We start from the raw sequence: 19,399 nt of genomic DNA, 5'->3' as shown, positions 1-19,399 counted from the left end.
GATGCATGGGGCTTCTGGCTGAACGTTGACCGCGTTTAGAAGTGGAAACTGGTGGTCAACAGCGCCGTACGACCGGCGGCCTGGTTGGCGAAGTGCGCCGCATAGGCCTTGTCGTAGTAGGTCTTGTCGGTCAGGTTCTGCACGTTCAATTGCAGGTCGACGTTCTTGGTCAGCTTGTAGCTGGCCATGGCGTCGTAGCGGGTGTAGGCCGGTACGTACACGGTGTTGGCCGGGTCGCCGTACACCTGATCGACGTAGAACGCGCCGCCGCCGATGGTCAGTTTTGGCGTGATGTCGTAAGTGGTCCACAGGCTGAAGGTGTTCTTCGGCGTGTTAGGCATTTGGTTGCCTTTGTTGGAGCCTGCCGACACCACGTTTTGACGGTTGCCGATCTTGCCCGGGTCGACCAGTTCACTTTTCAGGTAGCTGTAGCCGGCAAACACTTGCCATTGATCGGTGAGCTTGCCACTGGCCGACAGTTCCAGGCCATCGACACGGGATTCGCCGCCGTTTTCGAAAGTATTGGAGTCCACCAGGATTCGCGTGTTTTTCTTCTCGGTACGGAACACTGCTGCCGTCAACGACAGGCGGTTGTGGAACAGGTCCCACTTGGTGCCCAGTTCGTAGTTGACGGTCTCTTCGGGTTTCAGGTCGCTGGTGTTGATGCCGGTGACGAAGCCATTGGTTTCTTGCCCTTCACCCACCAGGCCGCCAACCGGCTGCGCCGACGTGGCATAGGAGGTGTAGATGCTGCCGTTTTCCAGTGGCTTCCAGACCAGGCCCGCCTGCCAGTTGAAGAACTGGCTGTCGTCCTTGAGCTTGCTGCGCCCGGCTGCGGCGTTGGTGTTGGCTTGTGTATCAAAGGTGTCGTAACGCAAACCGACGTTCAGCAGCCATTTCGGGTCCAGCTCGATGGTGTCGAACACATAGGCGGCGCGGCTGGTGGCCTTGGTGTTGGTGCCCAGGTAGTTGCGTGCCACGCTGCCGGTCCAGGCGTCATCCGGTGTCGGGTTGCTCAGCGAGGTGCACTGGCCGCCGAGGCTGCCTTTGGCCACGGTGCAGGTCGGGTTGCTGTTCGGGCTGACGGTGTAGCCGCTGACGCGAGTTTCTTCACCGGTGAATTCCAGGCCGGTGGAGTACGAGTGCTTCATGCCCGCCAGTTGGAAGTTGCCGAACAGATCGGTCTGGTTGGTGGTGGTGTCGGTGGTCGACACGCGGGTGTTGGCGCGGCGCCACACGGTGCCGAAACGGCTGACGTTGCGCTGGCTGTCATCCGGCTGCGTGAGTACGTAATCCTGGCCGGTGCTGCCATGGCGCAGGGTGTTTTTCAGGGTCATGTTGTCGTTCAGGTCGTGCTCGATGGAGAACGTGCTGATGTCGGCGCGGGTCTTGCGGAAGTCGCGGTCTTTCAAACCGTAGAAGTTGTTGCTGTCGCCGCCGTCGGTGGGTTTGTCATGCCCGTGAGCAGTGGCGGTCGGCGAGCTGTAGCCATACGGAATGCCCGAGTCCGGCAGGTCGTTGCTTTCCAGGTGGTAGTAGCTGAAGTTGACGCGGGTGGGTGTGCCCAGGCCGAAGGTCAGCGACGGCGCCACGCCCCAACGGTCGTAGTTGACCACATCGCGGCCGGCGACATTCTGCTCGTGGCTCATCAGGTTCAAACGGAACGCGGCGTTGTCGAGGAACTGACGGTTCACGTCGAGCGCGTAGCGGCGGGTCTGGTCGGAGCCGTAGGTGAAGCCGCCGTTGGTGAAGTCGCGCGCCTGTGGCGTCTTGCTCACCAAATTGATGCTGCCGCCGGCCGAGCCACGACCGCCGAACGAGGAGTTGGGGCCTTTGCTGACTTCGATCGATTCGATGTCGAAGGTCTCACGGCTCTGGCCGCCAGTGTCGCGCACGCCATCCAGGTAGGTGTCGCCTTGGGCGTCGAAACCACGGATAAACGGGCGATCACCCTGTGGGTTGCCGCCTTCACCGGCGCCAAAGGTGATGCCCGGTACGGTGCGCAAGGCATCCTGCAGCGAGGTGGCTGCGGTGTCTTTCAACACTTGCTGCGGCACCACGGTGACCGAGCGCGGGGTGTCCACCAGCGGCGCGGTGTACTTTTGCGATGAGGCTTTTTCGACCTGGTAGGAGGTGTTGTCCTGTTCCTGGCCGGTAATGCTGGTGGCGCCCAGGGAGATGCTGTTGCGCTCGCCTTTTTGTTCGGTGCTTTCGGCCGCTTGCGCCAGTTGGGCGGCAGAGCTGGCACTGAGTGCAACGCCGATGGCCGAAGCCAGCATGCGTGGTGAACTGGCAGGTTTTTTTAGAAGAGTGCGCGACATAACGAGTCCTTTCCCCAAGGAGGTGAGGCCGCGGAATATAGGGTCAACAAGACTTTCTATCAATTGCGATACATTACTATTCGCACTGAATTTACATTCTTTACACTTTTGCCTTACGGTTTTTACAAACTCATTCGTCTGCCGTGTTTTACAGGGCGGATAAGAATCAATACCATTGGCCCTCTCTGTTTTCAGGTATTGCCTCATGTTGCTGCATATTCCCGGCCTGTTCTCTCGCGAGGAGGTGCTGCGCATTCGCCAAGCCCTGGAAAACACCGAGTGGGCCGACGGTAAAATCACCGCCGGGCACCAATCCGCCAAGGCCAAACACAACCTGCAATTGCCCGAAGGCCACCCGCTGGCCAAGGAAATCGGCGCGGCGATGCTCGAGCGTTTATGGAACAACCCGCTGTTTATGTCAGCGGCGTTACCGCACAAAGTCTTCCCGCCGTTGCTCAACTGCTACACGGCCGGTGGCAGTTTCGACTTCCATATCGACAACGCCGTGCGCCAGGCGCGCGGCAGCCACGAGCGGGTGCGCACGGATTTGTCGTCCACGCTGTTCTTCAGCGACCCGGAGGAATACGACGGCGGCGAACTGGAGATTCAGGACACTTTCGGCCTGCAACGGGTAAAACTGCCGGCGGGCGATATGGTGCTGTACCCCGGCTCCAGCCTGCATAAAGTCAACGCCGTGACCCGTGGCACGCGCTACGCCTCATTCTTCTGGACCCAAAGCCTGGTGCGCGAAGACAGCCAGCGCACCTTGCTGTTCGAGATGGACGGCGCCATCCAGCAACTGACCCGTGACGTACCCGACCACCCGGCGCTGATCCAGCTCACCGGCACCTACCACAACCTGCTGCGCCGCTGGGTTGAGGTGTAAGTAAGCATGGGTTTTTTATTGCGCCGTGAAGAAGTGCTCAACGTCGAGCAACTGCAAAGCATGCTCGACGACTCCCCGGTGCGTGCCGCCCAGGCGATTTTGATGGCAGCCAGGGAAGGCGTGGTCGACGCTCAAGCGTTGCTCGGGCAAATCCTGCTGGAAGGGCGCGGCATTGCACGCGATGAAGCGCTGGCGCTGCGCTGGTTCCAGATCGCGGCCCATGCCGGGCATTCGATGGCGCGCAATATGGCCGGTCGCTGCCTGGAGCATGGCTGGGGCTGCGCCGTCGATGAAGCCGCGGCGGCGCAGAATTATCGCCTGGCGGCAGAAGCTGGGCTGGATTGGGGCCAGTACAACTACGCGAATCTGCTGGCCACCGGCCGAGGTATCGCTGAAGACCGGCCGCAAGCGCTGGCGTTTTATCGGCTGGCGGCAGAGCAGGGCCACGCCAAGTCGATGAACCTGCTGGGGCGGTATCTGGAAGACGGGCAGTATTGCCCTCAGGATCTGGAGGCGGCCGTGGCGTGGTATCGACGCTCAGCTGAAGGCGGAGATTTTCGTGGGCAGTTCAGCTATGCGGCGGTGCTGGCTGACAGAGGCCAGATCGAGGAGGCGCTGGGTTGGTTGCACAAGGCGCTGGCCGGCGGAAATCTCAAGTTTTTGCGGGTAGCAGACAAGGCGCTGGTACAGGCTGCACACCCACGCATTCGAGCACTGGCGGATGACTACCGTCTGCGCGCCCTCGAGTTGTCGTGCGAGTAAGCGCCATGGTTACTTTTTCCTACCTTAATGAGTGCGCGCGAGCTACAGCTAAAGTTCGTTTTGCACTTCTTCCTAAGGACAAGGCTGACAACTCTCTGAGTTAACTCATGGCAAATTTATGCCTCGTGTTTACCTTCCGTTGGAGGATGCTGTGAGGCAGCTCCAGCGATAAATCTCTAGAGTGTTTTTTATTATGCGAGTCAATCAGCGCCCCGTCCCTACAGGATATGAGATCGTTCAAGAAGTCCTCGAAAAAAGTAAACGTGGAGGAGAGACGAATAAGCGGATACTAGGGCTACCCTTTCCTTCGCTGACCAGTGCACAGGTTGCGGCTCATCTTAACCGAGATGGCAGTCGCTGGAATGACAGTAACCATAATGGCAAGGTTGAGCTTACTTATGAATTTACCGATGACGAACCATCTAATTTTGAAGAGCTTAAGCGTGAAGACAGTGGCTACAATGTCGACCTCATACCCCTGACCCTGTCACAACAGGAGTTTATCAGGAAGGCGCATCAGGAATATGCAGATGTTGCCAATGTAACGTTCACCGAGAAAGGCCGTGGCACGGGTGAGGGACATCTGACCTACAGAGTGTTCGTTCCTCGTGATAAAAACTACCCAGATTTAGGTTTTGCCATTAAGCCAGATCTAGACCATCCCGAGCAGCAGGGAGGCATCTGGCTGCAACATCAGGGTCAGAGGGCCAAGTTGGGTAACCGGTCCGACTCTGATGTGGACGCCACCAGTGATGAGCTTTGGCGTGGAGTCTTGTTGCATGAATTAGGGCATGCGGTTGGCTTAAGTCATACGCATTTTGAAAAAGATGAAGTAGATGAATTCTTCCATTACATGGAGAATTTTAGGAACTACACGGTCATGAGCTACAACGCGCCTACAATAGGTGCCACTGGAGATGGCCCGCAGGCAGTCAGCCTGATGATCGACGATATGCAGGCAGTCCAATCAATCTACGGTGCCAACCATTCCACCCGCAAAGGCAATACAACGTACGGCTTCAACTCCAACACCGATCGCGAGCACTACAGCTTGAAAACTTCCCAAGATCAACCGCTGTTCGCGGTGTGGGATGGTGGCGGTTGGGACACCCTCGATTTTTCTGAATTCACTCAAGATCAGACGATAAACCTCAATGAGGGGGCTCTTTCTTCAGTCGGCGGGTTGCAGCGTAATGTTGGCATCGCTCAGGGCGTCACGATTGAGGAAGCCAGGGGCGGTAAAGGCAAGAATACGCTGATCGGCAATGCCGCCTTCAATATTCTGCGCGGCGGCAAGGACCGTGACGTTTTGTATGGCGGCAGTGGGGGGGCAAAAATGTGGGGCGGGGAAGGTGCGGACACCTTCGTCTTTGACGCCACCTCCAGCGGTAAGCCGAATGTGGTGATGGATTTTGTCAGCGGCACGGACAAGATCGACCTTTCCGGTATGCGCCGACAATCAGGCGTGCTGAACCTCGTTTCCAGGCTGCGGCTTCAACACAAAAAACCGCAAAACCCAAATAACCCGACGTTTTTCACCCAGCCCGGTGATGTGCTTGTGAATTACAACCGCACCGCGCAGCAGACGCTGTTGAGGATGGACACTACGGGAGATGGCAAAATGGATATGCACATTAATGTCCGCGGAATAGTGCGGCATGAAGACATTGTTGTCTGATGCCATCAGGCAGCGCCTTGCTGTGTGCTCTTGAACTGTCTGTAAGTCAGCAAAGCGATGAGCGGCACGTGCGCGAAGATCGTTGAAATGTAGAAGCTCATAAAAAAACCCATGACATGTCATGGGTTTTTTGTGTGCAGCGTTCTTACACGTAGTAAGACTTCAGCGGTGGAAAGCCGTTGAACTCAACCGCGCTGTAGCTGGTGGTGTACGCACCGGTCGACAACCAGTACAAACGATCACCAATCGCCAGGTTCAGCGGCAGGCCGTACTTGTAGTTTTCGTACATGATGTCGGCGCTGTCGCAGGTTGGGCCGGCGATGACCACTTCTTCCATCTCGCCTTTCTTCTCGGTCCAGATCGGGAACTTGATGGCTTCGTCCATGGTTTCGATCAGGCCGGAGAATTTGCCCACATCCGTGTATACCCAACGCTCGACAGCGGTGCGCGACTTACGCGCAACCAGCACCACTTCGCTGACCAGGATACCGGCGTTGGCGATCAATGAACGGCCCGGCTCCAGGATGATTTCCGGCAGGTCGTCGCCGAAATCTTCCTTGAGGAAGCGAATGATTTCTTCGGCGTAGGTTTCCAGGCTGTTGGTGCGGGTGATGTAGTTGGCCGGGAAGCCGCCGCCCATGTTGATCAGCTTGAGGTGGATGCCGTCTTCTTCCTTCAGGCGTTCGAAAATCACTTTGACCTTGGCGATCGCCGCGTCCCACACGCTGATGTCGCGCTGTTGCGAGCCGACGTGGAAGGAGATGCCGTAAGGCACCAGGCCCAGGTCACGGGCGAGGATCAGCAGGTCCATGGCCATGTCGGTCTGGCAGCCGAATTTGCGCGACAAAGGCCAGTCAGCGGTGGTCGAGCCTTCGGTGAGGATACGCACATACACTTTCGAACCCGGCGCGGCCTTGGCGATGTTGCGCAGGTCGGCTTCGGAGTCGGTGGAGAACAGGCGCACGCCTTTCTCGTAGAAGTAGCGGATGTCCTTGGATTTCTTGATGGTGTTGCCGTAGCTGATACGGTCAGCGCTCACGCCACGGTCCATCACTTTATCCAGCTCGTAGATCGAGGCGATGTCGAAGCTCGAGCCCTTGTCTTTCAACAGGTCGATGATCTCGACGGCCGGGTTGGCCTTGACCGCGTAATAAACTTTGGCGAATTCGAAACCGGCGCGCAGGTCATCGTAGGCCTGGCTGATCATCGCGGTGTCGATCACCACGAACGGGGTTTCTTGCTTGTCGGCGAACGCCTTCATTTTGTCAAAAGTGGCGCGCGCGAAATAATCTTCGACGTTGATCGACATGCTGGGGAACTCCTAAGGGCAAACTTTAATAAACAATGGGTGCAAATGAACGTCCTCCGTATCCCCACTTTGGTTCGCCTACTTCCCAAGGCATGTCGCCGAAAGCAAAAAGGCCATGGGAATTACCGCTTCCCTTGGCCTTGCTGTCTCGTCGTCAGTACTTGAGCCGGATGGATCGTTTCCAGCATGGACGTTCGGCGCGAACTTTAGGACGTGAGGGGCCATAGATCAACTAAAAATGTCGCGTTTTTGCACGCGTTCGTCGCGAGGTCACGTGCAGCTACTTATGTAACCGACAGGTGTGACGGATTGATGTTCCCCGGATGGGGCAATTTGAGGTGTTTCAGGCACAGTGAAGACCCAATGTGGGAGCGGGCTTGCTCGCGAATGCGGTGTATCAGCCAATGCATCCGGTGACTGACACTCCGCCTTCGCGAGCAAGCCCGCTCCCACGTTTTGACCGCAGCGTTTCAGGTCATGCGAGTGCTGTCTCGGCCGGCGACACAATGCTGGTCTTGCCCCCACGCGACTTACCGGAACTCAGGTACTCGGCAATCGACTCCTGGGTCACTTCACCGAGGAACACCCGCTCCGCGTCCATCACCGGCAACCACGAACGGTTGAACTCATACATGCGCGACAGCAGGATGCGCAAATGCTCGTCATACGCCGCCGTGGCGTTGAACTCGCGCAGGTACTGGCCGCATGTACCGGTCTGACGGTGCAGATCGCGACGTCGTACATAACCCAGTGCCTTGTTCTCGGCGCAGGTGACCACCACATAACGGCGGTCCGTCTCGTCCATCAACTCCAGGGCTTCGGCCACCGGGGTTTCCGGGCTCACCGACGGGGCGTTGTCCGCGGCATCTTCGGCTTTCACCAGGAGCAGGCGCTTGAGGGTGCTGTCCTGACCAACAAAGTTACTCACAAACTCGTCAGCCGGGTGCGCCAGCAGCGTGTCCGGGTGGTCGATCTGCAGCAGCTTGCCGGCGCGGAAGATCGCAATCTTGTCGCCCAGCTTGATGGCTTCGTCGATGTCGTGGCTGACCATGATCACGGTCTTGTTCAGCGCCCGTTGCATCTCGAAAAACTCGTTCTGGATCATCTCGCGGTTGATCGGGTCGACCGCGCCGAACGGCTCGTCCATCAGCAGCAGCGGCGCATCGGCCGCCAGCGCGCGGATCACGCCGATACGCTGTTGTTGGCCGCCCGAGAGTTCACGCGGGTAGCGATGCAGGTACTGTTTGGGTTCCAGCTTGATCATGCTCATCAACTCGCGGGCGCGGTCGTGGCACTTTTGCTTGTCCCAACCGAGCAGCTTGGGTACCACCACGATGTTTTCTTCGATGGTCATGTTCGGAAACAGGCCGATCTGCTGGATCACATAGCCGATGTTGCGGCGCAGGGTCACTTCGTCGAGGTCGGTGGTGTCTTCGCCGTTGATCAGGATCTTGCCCGAGGTGGGCTTGATCAGGCGGTTGATCATTTTCAGCGTGGTGCTCTTGCCGCAGCCCGACGGGCCGAGGAATACGCAAATCTCGCCTTCGTTGACGGTCAGGCTTACGTCGTTCACGGCGGAGACAGTCTTGCCGTTGCTTTGAAAAGTCTTGGTCAGGTTTTGAAGTTCGATCATTTGAGCAGTCCTTTTGGAGTCAGCGAGCGTTGCAGCCATTGCAGAAGCAGGTCGGCGAAGATGGCCAGGAGGCTGACCAGCACGGCGCCAACGATCAGCATCGACATATCGCTGCGGCTGATGGAAGCCAGAATAAGTACACCCAGGCCACCGGCGCCGATGGTGGCGGCGATGGTCATCACACCAATGTTCATCACCACGGCGGTGCGCACACCGGCGAGGATCACCGGCACGGCAATCGGCAGTTCGACCATGCGCAGGCGCTGGCCGAAGGTCATGCCGATGCCTTTGGCGGCTTCGCGAATCCCCGGCTCGACGCCGGTCAGCGCCAGGTAGGTGTTACGCATGATCGGCAGCAGTGAGTAGAGGAACACGGCGGTGATCGCCGGCATTGGCCCCAGGCCCTGGCCGAACTTGGAGTAGAACGGCAGTAGCAGGCCGAACAGCGCGATGGACGGCACGGTCAGCAACACCGTGGCGCTGGCTTGCAGTGGGCCGGCCAGGGTCGGGAAGCGGGTCATCAGCACGCCGAGGGGCACGCCCACGACGATTGCCAGGATGACCGCGATGCCGACCAGGGTGATGTGCTGCCAGGTCAGGTGCAGGACCTGGGCCCAGTCAAGATGGGAAAAGGCGTTTAAAAATTCCATGTCTTCTCCTCTTATTGATTGATCGGGTGTTGGCGCAGGAAATCGGCGGCAACAGCGGACGGGCTTTCATGGTCGACGTCGACCCGCGCGTTCAGCTGGCGCATGGTTTCGTCGTCGAACAGGTCGGCCAGCGGCTTGAGGTCGGCGGCCAGTTGCGGGTGAGCGTCGAGGTAAACCTGACGCACCACGGGCGCGGCGGTGTAGTCCGGAAAGTAGTGCTTGTCGTCTTCCAGCAGCTTCAGTTTGAAAGCATTCAGACGACCGTCGGTGGTGTAGACCAAGCCAGCAAACACCTGGCCATTACGCAGCGCGGTATAGACCAGGCCGGCGTCCATCTGCCGGGTGTTTTTGCGCGTGAGGTTCATGTCGTACAGCTTGACCATGCCCGCCAGGCCGTCGGAGCGGTTGGCGAACTCGGTGTCCAGTGCGACCAGGCGGTTTTCTTTGGATTTTTCCGCGAGGGCTTGAGTCAGATCGCTGATGCTGTTGATCTGCGGGAACTCTTTGGCCACGTTCTCGGGCAGCGCCAAAGCGTAGGTATTGCTGAAGTGCGAGGGCGAGAGCCAGACCAGGCCTTTTTTCGCGTCGAGTTCTTTCACTCGAGCGTAGGACTGTTCGCTGTCGAGCTTCTCATCGACGTGGTTGTAAGCCACCAGCGACACGCCGGTGTATTCCCAGATCAAATCCAGCTGCCCGCTTTCCTGGGCACTGCGCGCCAGGTTACTGCCCAGGCCGCCGGTCACACGGGTGTCGTAGCCCTTGGTGCGCAGGTATTGGGAGGTGATTTCGGCGAGCAGGGTCTGTTCGGTGAACACCCGGGCGCCGATACGAATTACCGGTTTTTCGGCGGCTTGCGCAAAGCCTGCAAACAGCAGGACGCAGCTCAATATCAAGGTCAGTTTTTTCATGTGATTTCCTTTGCCAAGCCTTAAGACGGACGCAACCCGCGTTCCAGCCAGAGGCGGCTGGCCATGGTCACCAGACCGTCGAGCAGCAATGCCAGCAGCGCGGTACACGCGGCGCCGAGCAGCAGTTGCGGCTGATTGTTCAGGGCGATGCCGGGGAAAATCAGGCTGCCCAGGCTGTTGGCGCCAATCAGGAACGCCAGCGGTGCGGTGCCGACGTTAATCGCCAGGGCCACACGCACGCCGCCGATGATGATCGGCACGGCGTTAGGCAGTTCCACCCGAAACAGCACCTGGCGCGGCGTCATGCCGATGCCGGTGGCAGCTTCTTTGAGTGAGCCTTGAACGTTTTTGAGGCCTTCGTAGGTGTTGCGCACGATGGGCAGCAACGAGGCGAGGAACAACGCGAAGATGGCCGGGCCACTGCCGATGCCGAGGACGCCGAGGGCGATGGCCAGTACGGCCAGGGGAGGGACGGTGTTGCCGATGTTGAAGATCTGCATGAAGCGTTCTGCGCGCCCGACCATGTTCGGTCGGCTGAGCAGGATACCGGCGGGGATGCCCACAACAAGGGCGGCCAGCATGGAGACTAGAACGAGGATCAGGTGTGCTTGCAGGTAAAACAACAAATCGTCGCGGTACAGTTCGATCGTGTTGATGCCGATCCAGTGGACCAGCAGGGCCAGGAGCGCGACGACAACCGCACCTCCTATCAGCCCTTTGCCATAGCGAATAGCCACAGGCGGACTCCTTTTTTTCTTTTGTCGGCGAACACATTCTCCGGCGGCAATGCCATTCCTGGCTGTCGGCGAATAGGTTCGCGAAAAGCAGCTCGCCGATACCGGCAACGCGGTATGCGATCGAGCCATGAGCGCAGCCTCGTCAGGCTAACTTGCTGATTTTTCAGCCCCTGTTCCGAGTGCGGTAGCAGGGGAGTGGACGTCTCTACCTTTTAAAAGGTTCCATACTTGGCAGCATTTAGCCACCCCCAATCGGGTGAACGGTGGTCCGGCTCCCTGGGTTTGCGCTATACTCGCCGCCCTTTTTTGACTCACCTGCCAGGCGATTTCCCATGACCCACCAGGCCGCCGAAGTCGCGAAACGCCGCACTTTCGCCATTATTTCCCACCCCGATGCCGGTAAAACCACCATCACCGAGAAGCTGTTGCTGATGGGCAAGGCAATCGCTGTGGCCGGCACGGTGAAATCCCGCAAATCCGACCGCCATGCGACATCCGACTGGATGGAGATGGAAAAGCAACGGGGTATTTCCATTACCACGTCGGTCATGCAGTTCCCGTATCGCGACCACATGGTCAACCTGCTCGACACCCCGGGCCACGAAGACTTCTCCGAAGACACCTACCGCACCCTGACCGCGGTGGACTCGGCCTTGATGGTCCTCGACGGCGGTAAAGGCGTTGAGCCACGTACCATCGCACTGATGGACGTGTGCCGCCTGCGTGACACGCCCATCGTCAGCTTCATCAACAAACTCGACCGCGACATTCGCGACCCGATCGAGCTGTTGGATGAAATCGAAGCGGTCCTGAAGATCAAGGCCGCGCCGATCACCTGGCCGATCGGCTGCTACCGCGACTTCAAGGGCGTGTACCACCTGGCCGACGACTACATCATTGTCTACACCGCCGGCCACGGTCACGAACGCACCGAAACCAAGATCATCGAGAAGCTCGACTCGGACGAAGCCCGCGCTCACCTGGGTGACGAGTACGACCGTTTTGTCGACCAGCTGGAATTGGTGCAGGGCGCTTGCCACGAGTTCAACCAGCAGGAATTCCTCGACGGCCAACTGACGCCGGTGTTCTTCGGTACGGCTCTGGGCAACTTCGGTGTCGACCACGTGCTCGACGCCGTGGTGGATTGGGCGCCCAAGCCCCTGGCCCGGGTTGCCAACGAGCGCACCGTGGAACCGGTCGAAGAGAAATTCACCGGCTTCGTGTTCAAGATCCAGGCGAACATGGACCCCAAACACCGCGACCGGATCGCCTTCATGCGCATCTGCTCCGGCCGATACGAAAAAGGCATGAAGATGCGCCACGTGCGCACCGGCAAGGATGTACGCATCGGCGACGCCCTGACGTTTTTCTCCTCTGAGCGTGAACAGCTCGAAGAAGCCTACGCCGGCGACATCATCGGCCTGCACAACCACGGCACCATCCAGATCGGCGACACCTTCACCGAAGGCGAAGCCCTGGGCTTTACCGGTATCCCGCACTTCGCCCCGGAACTGTTCCGCCGCGTACGCCTGCGCGATCCGCTCAAGTCCAAGCAACTGCGTCAAGGCTTGCAGCAATTGGCCGAAGAGGGCGCCACCCAGGTGTTCTTCCCCGAGCGCAGCAACGACATCATCCTCGGCGCCGTCGGTGTGCTGCAGTTCGATGTGGTCGCCAGCCGTTTGAAGGAGGAATACAAGGTCGAATGCTCCTACGAGCCGATCACCGTGTATTCCGCGCGCTGGATCGATTGCAGCGATAAGAAGAAGCTGGAAGAGTTCTCCAACAAAGCCGTGGAAAACCTGGCGATCGACGGCGGTGGTCACCTGACCTACCTGGCGCCGACCCGGGTCAACCTGGCGTTGATGGAAGAGCGTTGGCCGGATGTGAAATTCCGCGCGACGCGCGAACACCACTAAGGTCTGCGCGGTACATCAAAGGGCGAAGCTGTCATGGCTTCGCCCTTTTTTGTGGGCGCTGAAAACCAAATGTGGGAGCGGGCTTGCTCGCGAAGGCGGCTGATCAGTCTATACATTTGGTGACTGACACACCGTATTCGCGAGCAAGCCCGCTCCCACATTTTGATCTTCATCTGTCCGGGCCATTGGCGAGAACCCCTCATCCGGACTAGCGTATTCAAATACTTCACCCATTCACCGACGGATCCGGAGGCGACCTTGCGTATAACTCAACGTGCCGTCCAGCTGATGCTGCTGGCGGCTTTGAGCCTGGCCGGTACAGCGGCGCTGGCGGATACCGGCACGCCACAGTGGAAAGACACTGGCCCGGTCACCAAGAAAAAGCAGAAGGAAGTTAACTCCGGCAGCTGGCAGCCCCAGGCTCAACCGGCCCCCAAGGAAGATCAAGAAAACCCCTATAACGAAGGTGAGGACAGCGAAACCTACGATGACGGCGATACGTGAGGCCTGATTGGCATAAACCCGAGAACGGAACTAGCTTCATTTACAGCGCCGGTCGAACGCCGGCGCACGTGTTTCACTGACTGGACGGAAATCGACCATGACTATCTTTCAACGTTTGGTGCTGTTGCTGAAAGTGTTGGTGATGTTATCGCTGGGCGCTTCATCGGCCTGGGCGAGTACGGCCGTGCAGAGCCAGGCCCCAGGCTATGTAGCGGCGAAGACGGCGCAGGTGGGTGGTTTGCAGTTGGCCAAGAGCGAGGCAGAGCCTGGTGATGAAGACCAGGGCGGTTCCAAGGATGATGATGACCAGCAAGCCCCGCCAGATGACGATGACACCGAAGGTGACAGCGATACCTGAGTCGAGATGAAAAAAAGCCCCGCCTGCCGGACTGATGCGCAATCCGACGGGTGGGGCGGTAGAACTCCTCTAAGTCGATCGTTCCCACGCAGAGCGTGGGAACGATCGACGATCCAGCGACCTCGTCAGGCCACAAACTGCTCCGCATAGTGGCAAGCCACCTGACGGTTATCCAACGCGCGCAACTGCGGCTCCTCACTGCTGCAGCGCGCCGTTGCATACGGGCAACGCTTGTGGAACGCGCAGCCAGGCGGTGGGTTCAGCGGGTTGGGCAGTTCGCCGACGATCTTGATCTTCGGCTTGTTCGGGTCCGGGTGGATGGTCGGGGTGGCCGACAGCAGCGCCTGGGTGTAGGGGTGCAGCGGGCGCGCGTAGATGTCTTCCTTGGGGCCGACTTCTACCGGGCGGCCGAGGTACATCACCATCACATCGTCGGCCACGTGCTGTACCACGGCCAGGTTGTGAGAGATGAACACGTAGGCGGTGTTGAATTCCTGCTGCAAATCCATGAACAGGTTGAGCACCTGGGCCTGGATCGACACGTCGAGCGCCGAGGTCGGTTCATCCGCTACCAGCACTTTAGGCTGCAACATCATGGCGCGGGCCAGGGCGATGCGCTGGCGCTGGCCGCCGGAGAACATGTGCGGGTAGCGCTGATAGTGCTCAGGGCGCAGGCCCACTTGCTTCATCATTGCCTGCACCTTTTCGCGGCGTTCGGCGGCGGACAGGTTGGTGTTGATCAGCAGCGGCTCGCCGAGCTGGTCACCGACCTTCTGGCGTGGGTTCAGCGAGGCGTACGGGCTCTGGAACACCATCTGCACGTCTTTGCGCAGTTGCTTGCGCTGGGCCTTGTCGGCGCCGGCAACTTCCTGGCCGGCAATTTTCAAGGAGCCGGACGACGGTTCTTCGATCAGCGTCAATGCGCGGGCCAAGGTGGACTTGCCGCAACCCGATTCGCCTACCACGGCGAGGGTCTTGCCGGCTTCCAGTTCAAACGACACACCATTAAGCGCACGTACCAGTGCATGGCCCTTGAACAGGCCACGGGACACTTCGTAGTGACGGGTGAGGTCGCGGGCGGTAAGAACGACGGCCATTACGCCACCTCCTGGTTCAAGGGGTAGAAGCAGCGCGCGAGGCTGTTGCTTTTCGGATCAAGGCCGGGGCGCTGGGCGCGGCAGGATTCCTGCACATACGGGCAGCGTGGCGACAGCAGGCAACCCTGCGGGCGGTCATAACGACCGGGTACGATACCCGGCAGCGTGGCCAGGCGGGTGGCGCCCAGGCTGTGCTCGGGAATGGCCTTGAGCAGTGCTTCGCTGTACGGATGCGCCGGAATGTCGAACAGTTGCGGCACCTGGCCGACTTCCACGGCTTGGCCTGCGTACATCACGCACACGCGCTGGGCGGTTTCAGCCACCACCGCGAGGTCGTGAGTGATCAGCACCAAACCCATGTTCTGCTCTTTTTGCAGGGCCAGCAGCAGTTCCATGATCTGCGCCTGGATGGTTACGTCCAGTGCAGTGGTCGGCTCATCGGCGATCAGCAGTTTCGGTTCACCGGCAATTGCCATGGCGATGGCCACACGCTGGCTCATACCGCCGGACAGTTGGTGCGGGTAGGCATCCATACGGCTGGCAGCGCCCGGGATTTCTACCTTTTCGAGCAGTTCGATAGCGCGCTTGCGTGCTTGCTTGCCGGACATTTTCAGGTGCAGGCGCAGCACTTCTTCGATCTGGAAACCCACGGTGTAGCTGGGGTTCAGCGCGGTCATCGGGTCCTGGAACACCATCGCCAGGTCTTTGCCGACGATTTGGCGGCGCTGACGGTTGCTCAGCTTGAGCATGTCCTTTCCGTCAAAGTTCAGGGCGTCGGCGGTGACGATGCCGGGGTGCTCGATCAGGCCCATCAGCGCCATCATGGTCACGGATTTACCCGAGCCCGACTCGCCAACGATCGCCAGTACTTCGCCTTTGTCGACGGAAATGTCGAGGCCATCGACCACCGGCACGGCGGTCTTGTCGCCGAAGCGGACGTTGAGATTCTTGATTTCTAACAGTGACATGGGAATCTCCTCAGGCGGCGTTCTTGAGTTTCGGGTCCAGCGCATCGCGCAGGCCGTCACCCATCAAGTTGATTGCCAGCACGCTGAGCAAAATGGTCAAACCAGGCAAGCTCACCACCCACCAGGCGCGTTCGATGTAGTCGCGGGCCGAAGCCAGCATGGTGCCCCACTCAGGGGTTGGCGGTTGTACGCCAAGGCCCAGGAAGCCCAGGGCTGCGGCATCGAGGATCGCCGAGGAGAAGCTCAAGGTAGCCTGTACGATCAGCGGCGCCATGCAGTTAGGCAGCACGGTGATGAACATCAGGCGGGGCAGGCCGGCGCCGGCGAGGCGGGCGGCGGTCACGTAGTCGCGGTTCAGTTCGCCCATCACCGCAGCGCGGGTCAAGCGCACATACGACGGCAGCGACACGATAGCGATGGCGATGACGGTGTTGATCAGGCCAGGGCCGAGGATCGCGACAATGGCAACGGCCAGCAGCAGCGATGGCAGGGCCAGCATGATGTCCATCAAGCGCATGATGGTTGGGCCAAGCATGCGCGGGAAGAACCCGGCGAACAGACCCAGCAGGATGCCCGGGATCAGCGACATCACCACCGACGACAAACCGATCAGCAACGACAGGCGCGAGCCCTGGATCAGGCGCGAGAGCAGGTCACGACCAAGCTCGTCGGTGCCGAGCAGGAACTGCATCTGCCCACCTTCCAGCCAGGCTGGCGGGGTGAGCAGGAAGTCACGGTATTGCTCGCTCGGGTTATGCGGCGCCACCCACGGGGCGAACAGCGCGCAAAACACCACCAGCAACATGAACAGCAGGCCGGCAACCGCGCCTTTGTTCTTGGAGAAGGCTTGCCAGAATTCTTTGTACGGGGACGGGTACAGCAGGCTTTGATCGACTGCTGACACTTGAGTAGGTGTGGTCATGGTCATGATCTCAGCGCTGGTGACGGATGCGTGGGTTGGCGAAGCCGTAGAGGATATCCACCACGAAGTTCACCAGGATCACCAGGCAGGCGATCAACAAAATGCCGTTTTGCACCACCGGGTAGTCCCGCGCGCCAATAGCTTCGATCAGCCATTTGCCGATGCCGGGCCACGAGAAGATGGTTTCGGTCAGGACCGCACCGGCCAGCAGGGTGCCGACTTGCAGGCCGACTACGGTCAGTACCGGGATCAGCGCGTTACGCAGGCCGTGCACGAATACCACGCGCGCCGGCGACAGGCCTTTGGCCTTGGCGGTGCGGATGTAGTCTTCGCGCAGTACTTCGAGCATCGACGAACGGGTCATCCGCGCAATCACCGCCAGCGGGATGGTGCCGAGCACGATGGCCGGCAGGATCAGGTGGTGCAACGCATCCCAGAACGCGTCCGGCTCGTCAGCCAGCAGGGTGTCGATCAGCATGAAACCGGTGCGCGGCTCAATGTCGTAGAGCAGGTCGATACGCCCGGAAACCGGGGTCCAGCCCAGGCTTACCGAGAAGAACATGATCAGGATCAGGCCCCACCAGAAGATCGGCATCGAATATCCCGCGAGGGAGATGCCCATCACCCCATGGTCGAACAGGGATCCTCGTTTAAGCGCCGCGATCACCCCGGCCAACAGGCCCAGGATACCGGCGAACAACAGGGCGGCCATGGACAGTTCCAGGGTCGCAGGGAAGAGGGCGGTGAATTCGGTCCACACGCTGGTGCGTGTGCGCAGGGATTCGCCGAGGTCGCCATGGGCGAGCTTGCCTACATAGTCAAAGTATTGCGCATAGAGCGGCTTGTTCAGGCCAAGGCGTTCCATTGCCTGTGCGTGCATCTCGGGGTCGACACGGCGTTCGCCCATCATGACTTCTACGGGGTCGCCGGGAATCATGCGAATCAACGCAAACGTCAGCAACGTGATGCCGAAAAACGTGGGGATCAATAACCCCAGTCGGCGGGCAATAAAACTAAACATCTTGTTGTGTACCTCAATCAGCCGGTTAGGCAGGTTCGGCACCGTCAATGTCGACGGTGCCGAGCGTCTTCTCTTATTACTTCACCTGGGTGGTGGCGAAGTTATTGGTGGTCAGAGGGCTTTGGGTAAAGCCTTCGACGTTTTTACGCATGGCGGTGAACATTTTCGGGTAAGCCATGGGAATCCACGGTTGGTCTTTTTCGAAGACATCCATGGCTTGTTCGTAGAGTGCGGCCCGTTTCGAGGGTTCCTCGATGGCGCGCGCTTTGTCGATCAAGTCTTGAAACTCTTTGTTACACCAGCGGGCGTAGTTTTCGCCGTTTTTCGCAGCATCGCAACTCAGGTTTGGCGTGAGGAAGTTATCCGGGTCCCCGTTATCCCCTGCCCAACCGGCGGAAACCATGTCGTGCTCGCCGTTTTTGGCACGCTTGAGCATCTCGCCCCATTCCATGACCTTGATGTTCACCTTCAGGCCGATCTGCGCCAGATCCGCCTGCATGCGCTGGGCGCCGAGCATCGGGTTCGGGTTGGTCGGGCCGCCGCCGTTACGGGTGAACAGGGTGAACTCGGTGCCTTCCGGTACGCCGGCTTCCTTGAGCAGGGCGCGGGCCTTGTCGAGGTCACGTGGCGGGTTTTTCAGCTTGTCGCTGAAACCCAGCAGCGTTGGCGGGTACGGGCCGGTGGCATCAATGGCATTGCCTTTGCCGTACAGGGATTCGTTGTAGCCTTTTTTGTCGAACGCGATGTTGATCGCGTGGCGCACGCGGGCGTCGCTCATGTATTTGTGAGTGGTGTTCAGCGCAGTGTAGGCGGTGGTCATCGCCGCCAGCTCCGCAACCTTCAGGTTCGGGTCAGCCTTCATGCTCGGCACGTCATCCGGTTTCGGATACAGCGCGATCTGGCACTCGTTGGCCTTGAGCTTCTGCAGGCGCACATTGTTGTCGGTGGTGATCGCCAGGATCAGCGGGTCAGCTGGCGGCTTGCCACGGAAGTAATCCGGGTTGGCTTTGAAACGCACCTGGGCGTCTTTGGCGTAACGGGTGAAGATGAACGGGCCGGTGCCGATAGGCTTGGCGTTCAGGTCATCGGTCTTGCCGGACTTGAGCAATTGGTCGGCGTATTCGGCGGAGTGAATCGAGGAAAACGCCATGGCCAGGTCGGCCAGAAACGGTGCTTCAGGACGGGTCAGGGTAAAGACGACAGTGTGATCGTCGGTCTTCTCTACGCTTTTGAGCAGTTCCTTGAAGCCCATGCTTTCAAAGTATGGGTAGCCCACGACGGACTTGTTGTGCCAAGGGTGATTCGGGTCCAGCTGGCGCTGAAAGCTCCAAAGCACGTCGTCGGCGTTCATGTTGCGCGTGGGTTTGAAGTAGTCGGTGGTGTGGAACTTTACATCGTCACGCAGGTGGAAGGTGTAGGTCAGGCCGTCGGCGCTGATTTCCGGCAGGGCCTTGGCCAGCGCGGGGATCACTTCGGTGGTACCGGGCTTGAAGTCCACCAGGCGGTTGAACATGGTTTCTGCGGCGGCGTCAGCGGTTACGGCAGTGGTGTACAGGACCGGGTCAAAACCTTCCGGGCTGGCTTCGGTGCAGACCACCAGCGGTTTGGCCGAAACGCCAATCGCAACGCTCAACAGCGCAGCGGCAATGGCAGCTTGTAGCGGGAGCATTTTCATTCAGAGCCCTCTGCAATCGATTAAACCAGACAAGCGTAGACGGCGGGCTCGTGA

The 19,399-nt window shown here is 59.4% G+C and carries 17 protein-coding genes; 6 read left to right on the top strand and 11 right to left on the bottom strand.

Going from position 1 to position 19,399, the window contains the following annotated elements; genetic code table 11:
- Nucleotides 1-35: 35 nt before the first annotated feature.
- Entirely contained in the window at nt 36-2,321 is a 2,286-nt protein-coding gene (locus FFI16_RS22450) for a TonB-dependent siderophore receptor (protein WP_138816871.1), read from the bottom strand.
- A 205-nt stretch (nt 2,322-2,526) separates the two neighbouring features.
- Here FFI16_RS22450 and FFI16_RS22445 point away from each other — a divergent pair, with 205 nt between their 5' ends.
- The 3 genes from FFI16_RS22445 (at nt 2,527) to FFI16_RS22435 (ending at nt 5,647) form a co-directional block, all read left to right on the top strand.
- Nucleotides 2,527-3,207, top strand: coding sequence for a Fe2+-dependent dioxygenase (locus FFI16_RS22445; RefSeq protein WP_138816870.1), 681 nt, complete (start codon nt 2,527-2,529; stop codon nt 3,205-3,207).
- A gap of 6 nt (nt 3,208-3,213) precedes the next feature.
- A complete protein-coding gene (locus FFI16_RS22440; protein WP_138816869.1) occupies nt 3,214-3,969 on the top strand; it encodes a tetratricopeptide repeat protein in 756 nt (251 codons plus the stop codon).
- Nucleotides 3,970-4,162: 193 nt separating this feature from the next.
- Nucleotides 4,163-5,647: a M10 family metallopeptidase C-terminal domain-containing protein gene (locus FFI16_RS22435; RefSeq protein WP_138816868.1), complete on the top strand. Its 1,485-nt coding sequence runs from the start codon at nt 4,163-4,165 to the stop codon at nt 5,645-5,647.
- Nucleotides 5,648-5,792: 145 nt separating this feature from the next.
- On the opposite strand, the gene FFI16_RS22430 is transcribed toward FFI16_RS22435, so the two are convergent.
- The 5 genes from FFI16_RS22430 to FFI16_RS22405 form a co-directional block, all read right to left on the bottom strand.
- Nucleotides 5,793-6,956 carry a type III PLP-dependent enzyme gene (locus FFI16_RS22430; RefSeq protein WP_071485924.1) on the bottom strand — a complete coding sequence of 388 codons (1,164 nt, stop codon included), beginning with the start codon at nt 6,954-6,956 and terminating at the stop codon, nt 5,793-5,795.
- Nucleotides 6,957-7,431: 475 nt separating this feature from the next.
- The gene (locus FFI16_RS22420) at nt 7,432-8,589 is read right to left on the bottom strand and encodes a betaine/proline/choline family ABC transporter ATP-binding protein (protein ID WP_053131666.1); all 1,158 of its coding nucleotides are present in this window, start codon (nt 8,587-8,589) and stop codon (nt 7,432-7,434) included.
- Nucleotides 8,586-9,239: an ABC transporter permease gene (locus tag FFI16_RS22415; protein ID WP_027604864.1), complete on the bottom strand. Its 654-nt coding sequence runs from the start codon at nt 9,237-9,239 to the stop codon at nt 8,586-8,588. The genes FFI16_RS22420 and FFI16_RS22415 overlap by 4 nt, the downstream gene beginning before the upstream one ends.
- Nucleotides 9,240-9,250: 11 nt before the next feature.
- On the bottom strand, nt 9,251-10,147 hold the full coding sequence (locus FFI16_RS22410) for a glycine betaine ABC transporter substrate-binding protein (protein WP_138816867.1): 897 nt from the start codon (nt 10,145-10,147) through the stop codon (nt 9,251-9,253).
- A gap of 20 nt (nt 10,148-10,167) precedes the next feature.
- Complete coding sequence (locus FFI16_RS22405; RefSeq protein ID WP_025856261.1) at nt 10,168-10,884, bottom strand: ABC transporter permease; 717 nt, start codon at nt 10,882-10,884, stop codon at nt 10,168-10,170.
- Between the two features lie 332 nt (nt 10,885-11,216).
- On the opposite strand from FFI16_RS22405, the gene FFI16_RS22400 reads away from it, so the two are divergent.
- The 3 genes from FFI16_RS22400 (at nt 11,217) to FFI16_RS22390 (ending at nt 13,662) form a co-directional block, all read left to right on the top strand.
- Nucleotides 11,217-12,800, top strand: a complete 1,584-nt coding sequence (locus FFI16_RS22400; protein ID WP_138816866.1) for a peptide chain release factor 3 — start codon at nt 11,217-11,219, stop codon at nt 12,798-12,800.
- A 258-nt stretch (nt 12,801-13,058) separates the two neighbouring features.
- Nucleotides 13,059-13,304: a hypothetical protein gene (locus tag FFI16_RS22395; protein WP_138816865.1), complete on the top strand. Its 246-nt coding sequence runs from the start codon at nt 13,059-13,061 to the stop codon at nt 13,302-13,304.
- Nucleotides 13,305-13,401: 97 nt separating this feature from the next.
- Nucleotides 13,402-13,662 (top strand): hypothetical protein, encoded by a 261-nt coding sequence (locus tag FFI16_RS22390; protein WP_138816864.1) that lies wholly within the window; start codon nt 13,402-13,404, stop codon nt 13,660-13,662.
- A gap of 125 nt (nt 13,663-13,787) precedes the next feature.
- Here FFI16_RS22390 and FFI16_RS22385 read toward each other — a convergent pair whose 3' ends face one another.
- The 5 genes from FFI16_RS22385 to FFI16_RS22365 all read right to left on the bottom strand — a co-directional run bounded on the left by FFI16_RS22385 (nt 13,788) and on the right by FFI16_RS22365 (nt 19,345).
- Nucleotides 13,788-14,759, bottom strand: a complete 972-nt coding sequence (locus tag FFI16_RS22385; protein WP_017138288.1) for a peptide ABC transporter ATP-binding protein — start codon at nt 14,757-14,759, stop codon at nt 13,788-13,790.
- Entirely contained in the window at nt 14,759-15,727 is a 969-nt protein-coding gene (locus tag FFI16_RS22380) for an ABC transporter ATP-binding protein (protein ID WP_017138287.1), read from the bottom strand. Before FFI16_RS22380 ends, FFI16_RS22385 begins: the two co-directional genes overlap by 1 nt.
- 10 nt (nt 15,728-15,737) lie before the next feature.
- Entirely contained in the window at nt 15,738-16,649 is a 912-nt protein-coding gene (locus tag FFI16_RS22375; RefSeq protein ID WP_056859205.1) for an ABC transporter permease subunit, read from the bottom strand.
- A 10-nt stretch (nt 16,650-16,659) separates the two neighbouring features.
- The gene (locus FFI16_RS22370) at nt 16,660-17,670 is read right to left on the bottom strand and encodes an ABC transporter permease subunit (RefSeq protein ID WP_056859204.1); all 1,011 of its coding nucleotides are present in this window, start codon (nt 17,668-17,670) and stop codon (nt 16,660-16,662) included.
- Nucleotides 17,671-17,746: 76 nt separating this feature from the next.
- Nucleotides 17,747-19,345, bottom strand: a complete 1,599-nt coding sequence (locus FFI16_RS22365) for an ABC transporter substrate-binding protein (protein ID WP_138816863.1) — start codon at nt 19,343-19,345, stop codon at nt 17,747-17,749.
- Between the last annotated feature and the right edge of the window lie 54 nt (nt 19,346-19,399).

The sequence above is a fragment of the Pseudomonas sp. KBS0710 genome, assembly GCF_005938045.2.
GTDB lineage: Bacteria > Pseudomonadota > Gammaproteobacteria > Pseudomonadales > Pseudomonadaceae > Aquipseudomonas.
The sequence above is the reverse complement of the archived record's forward strand: the minus strand, read 5'-3'. Positions and strand labels throughout refer to the sequence as shown.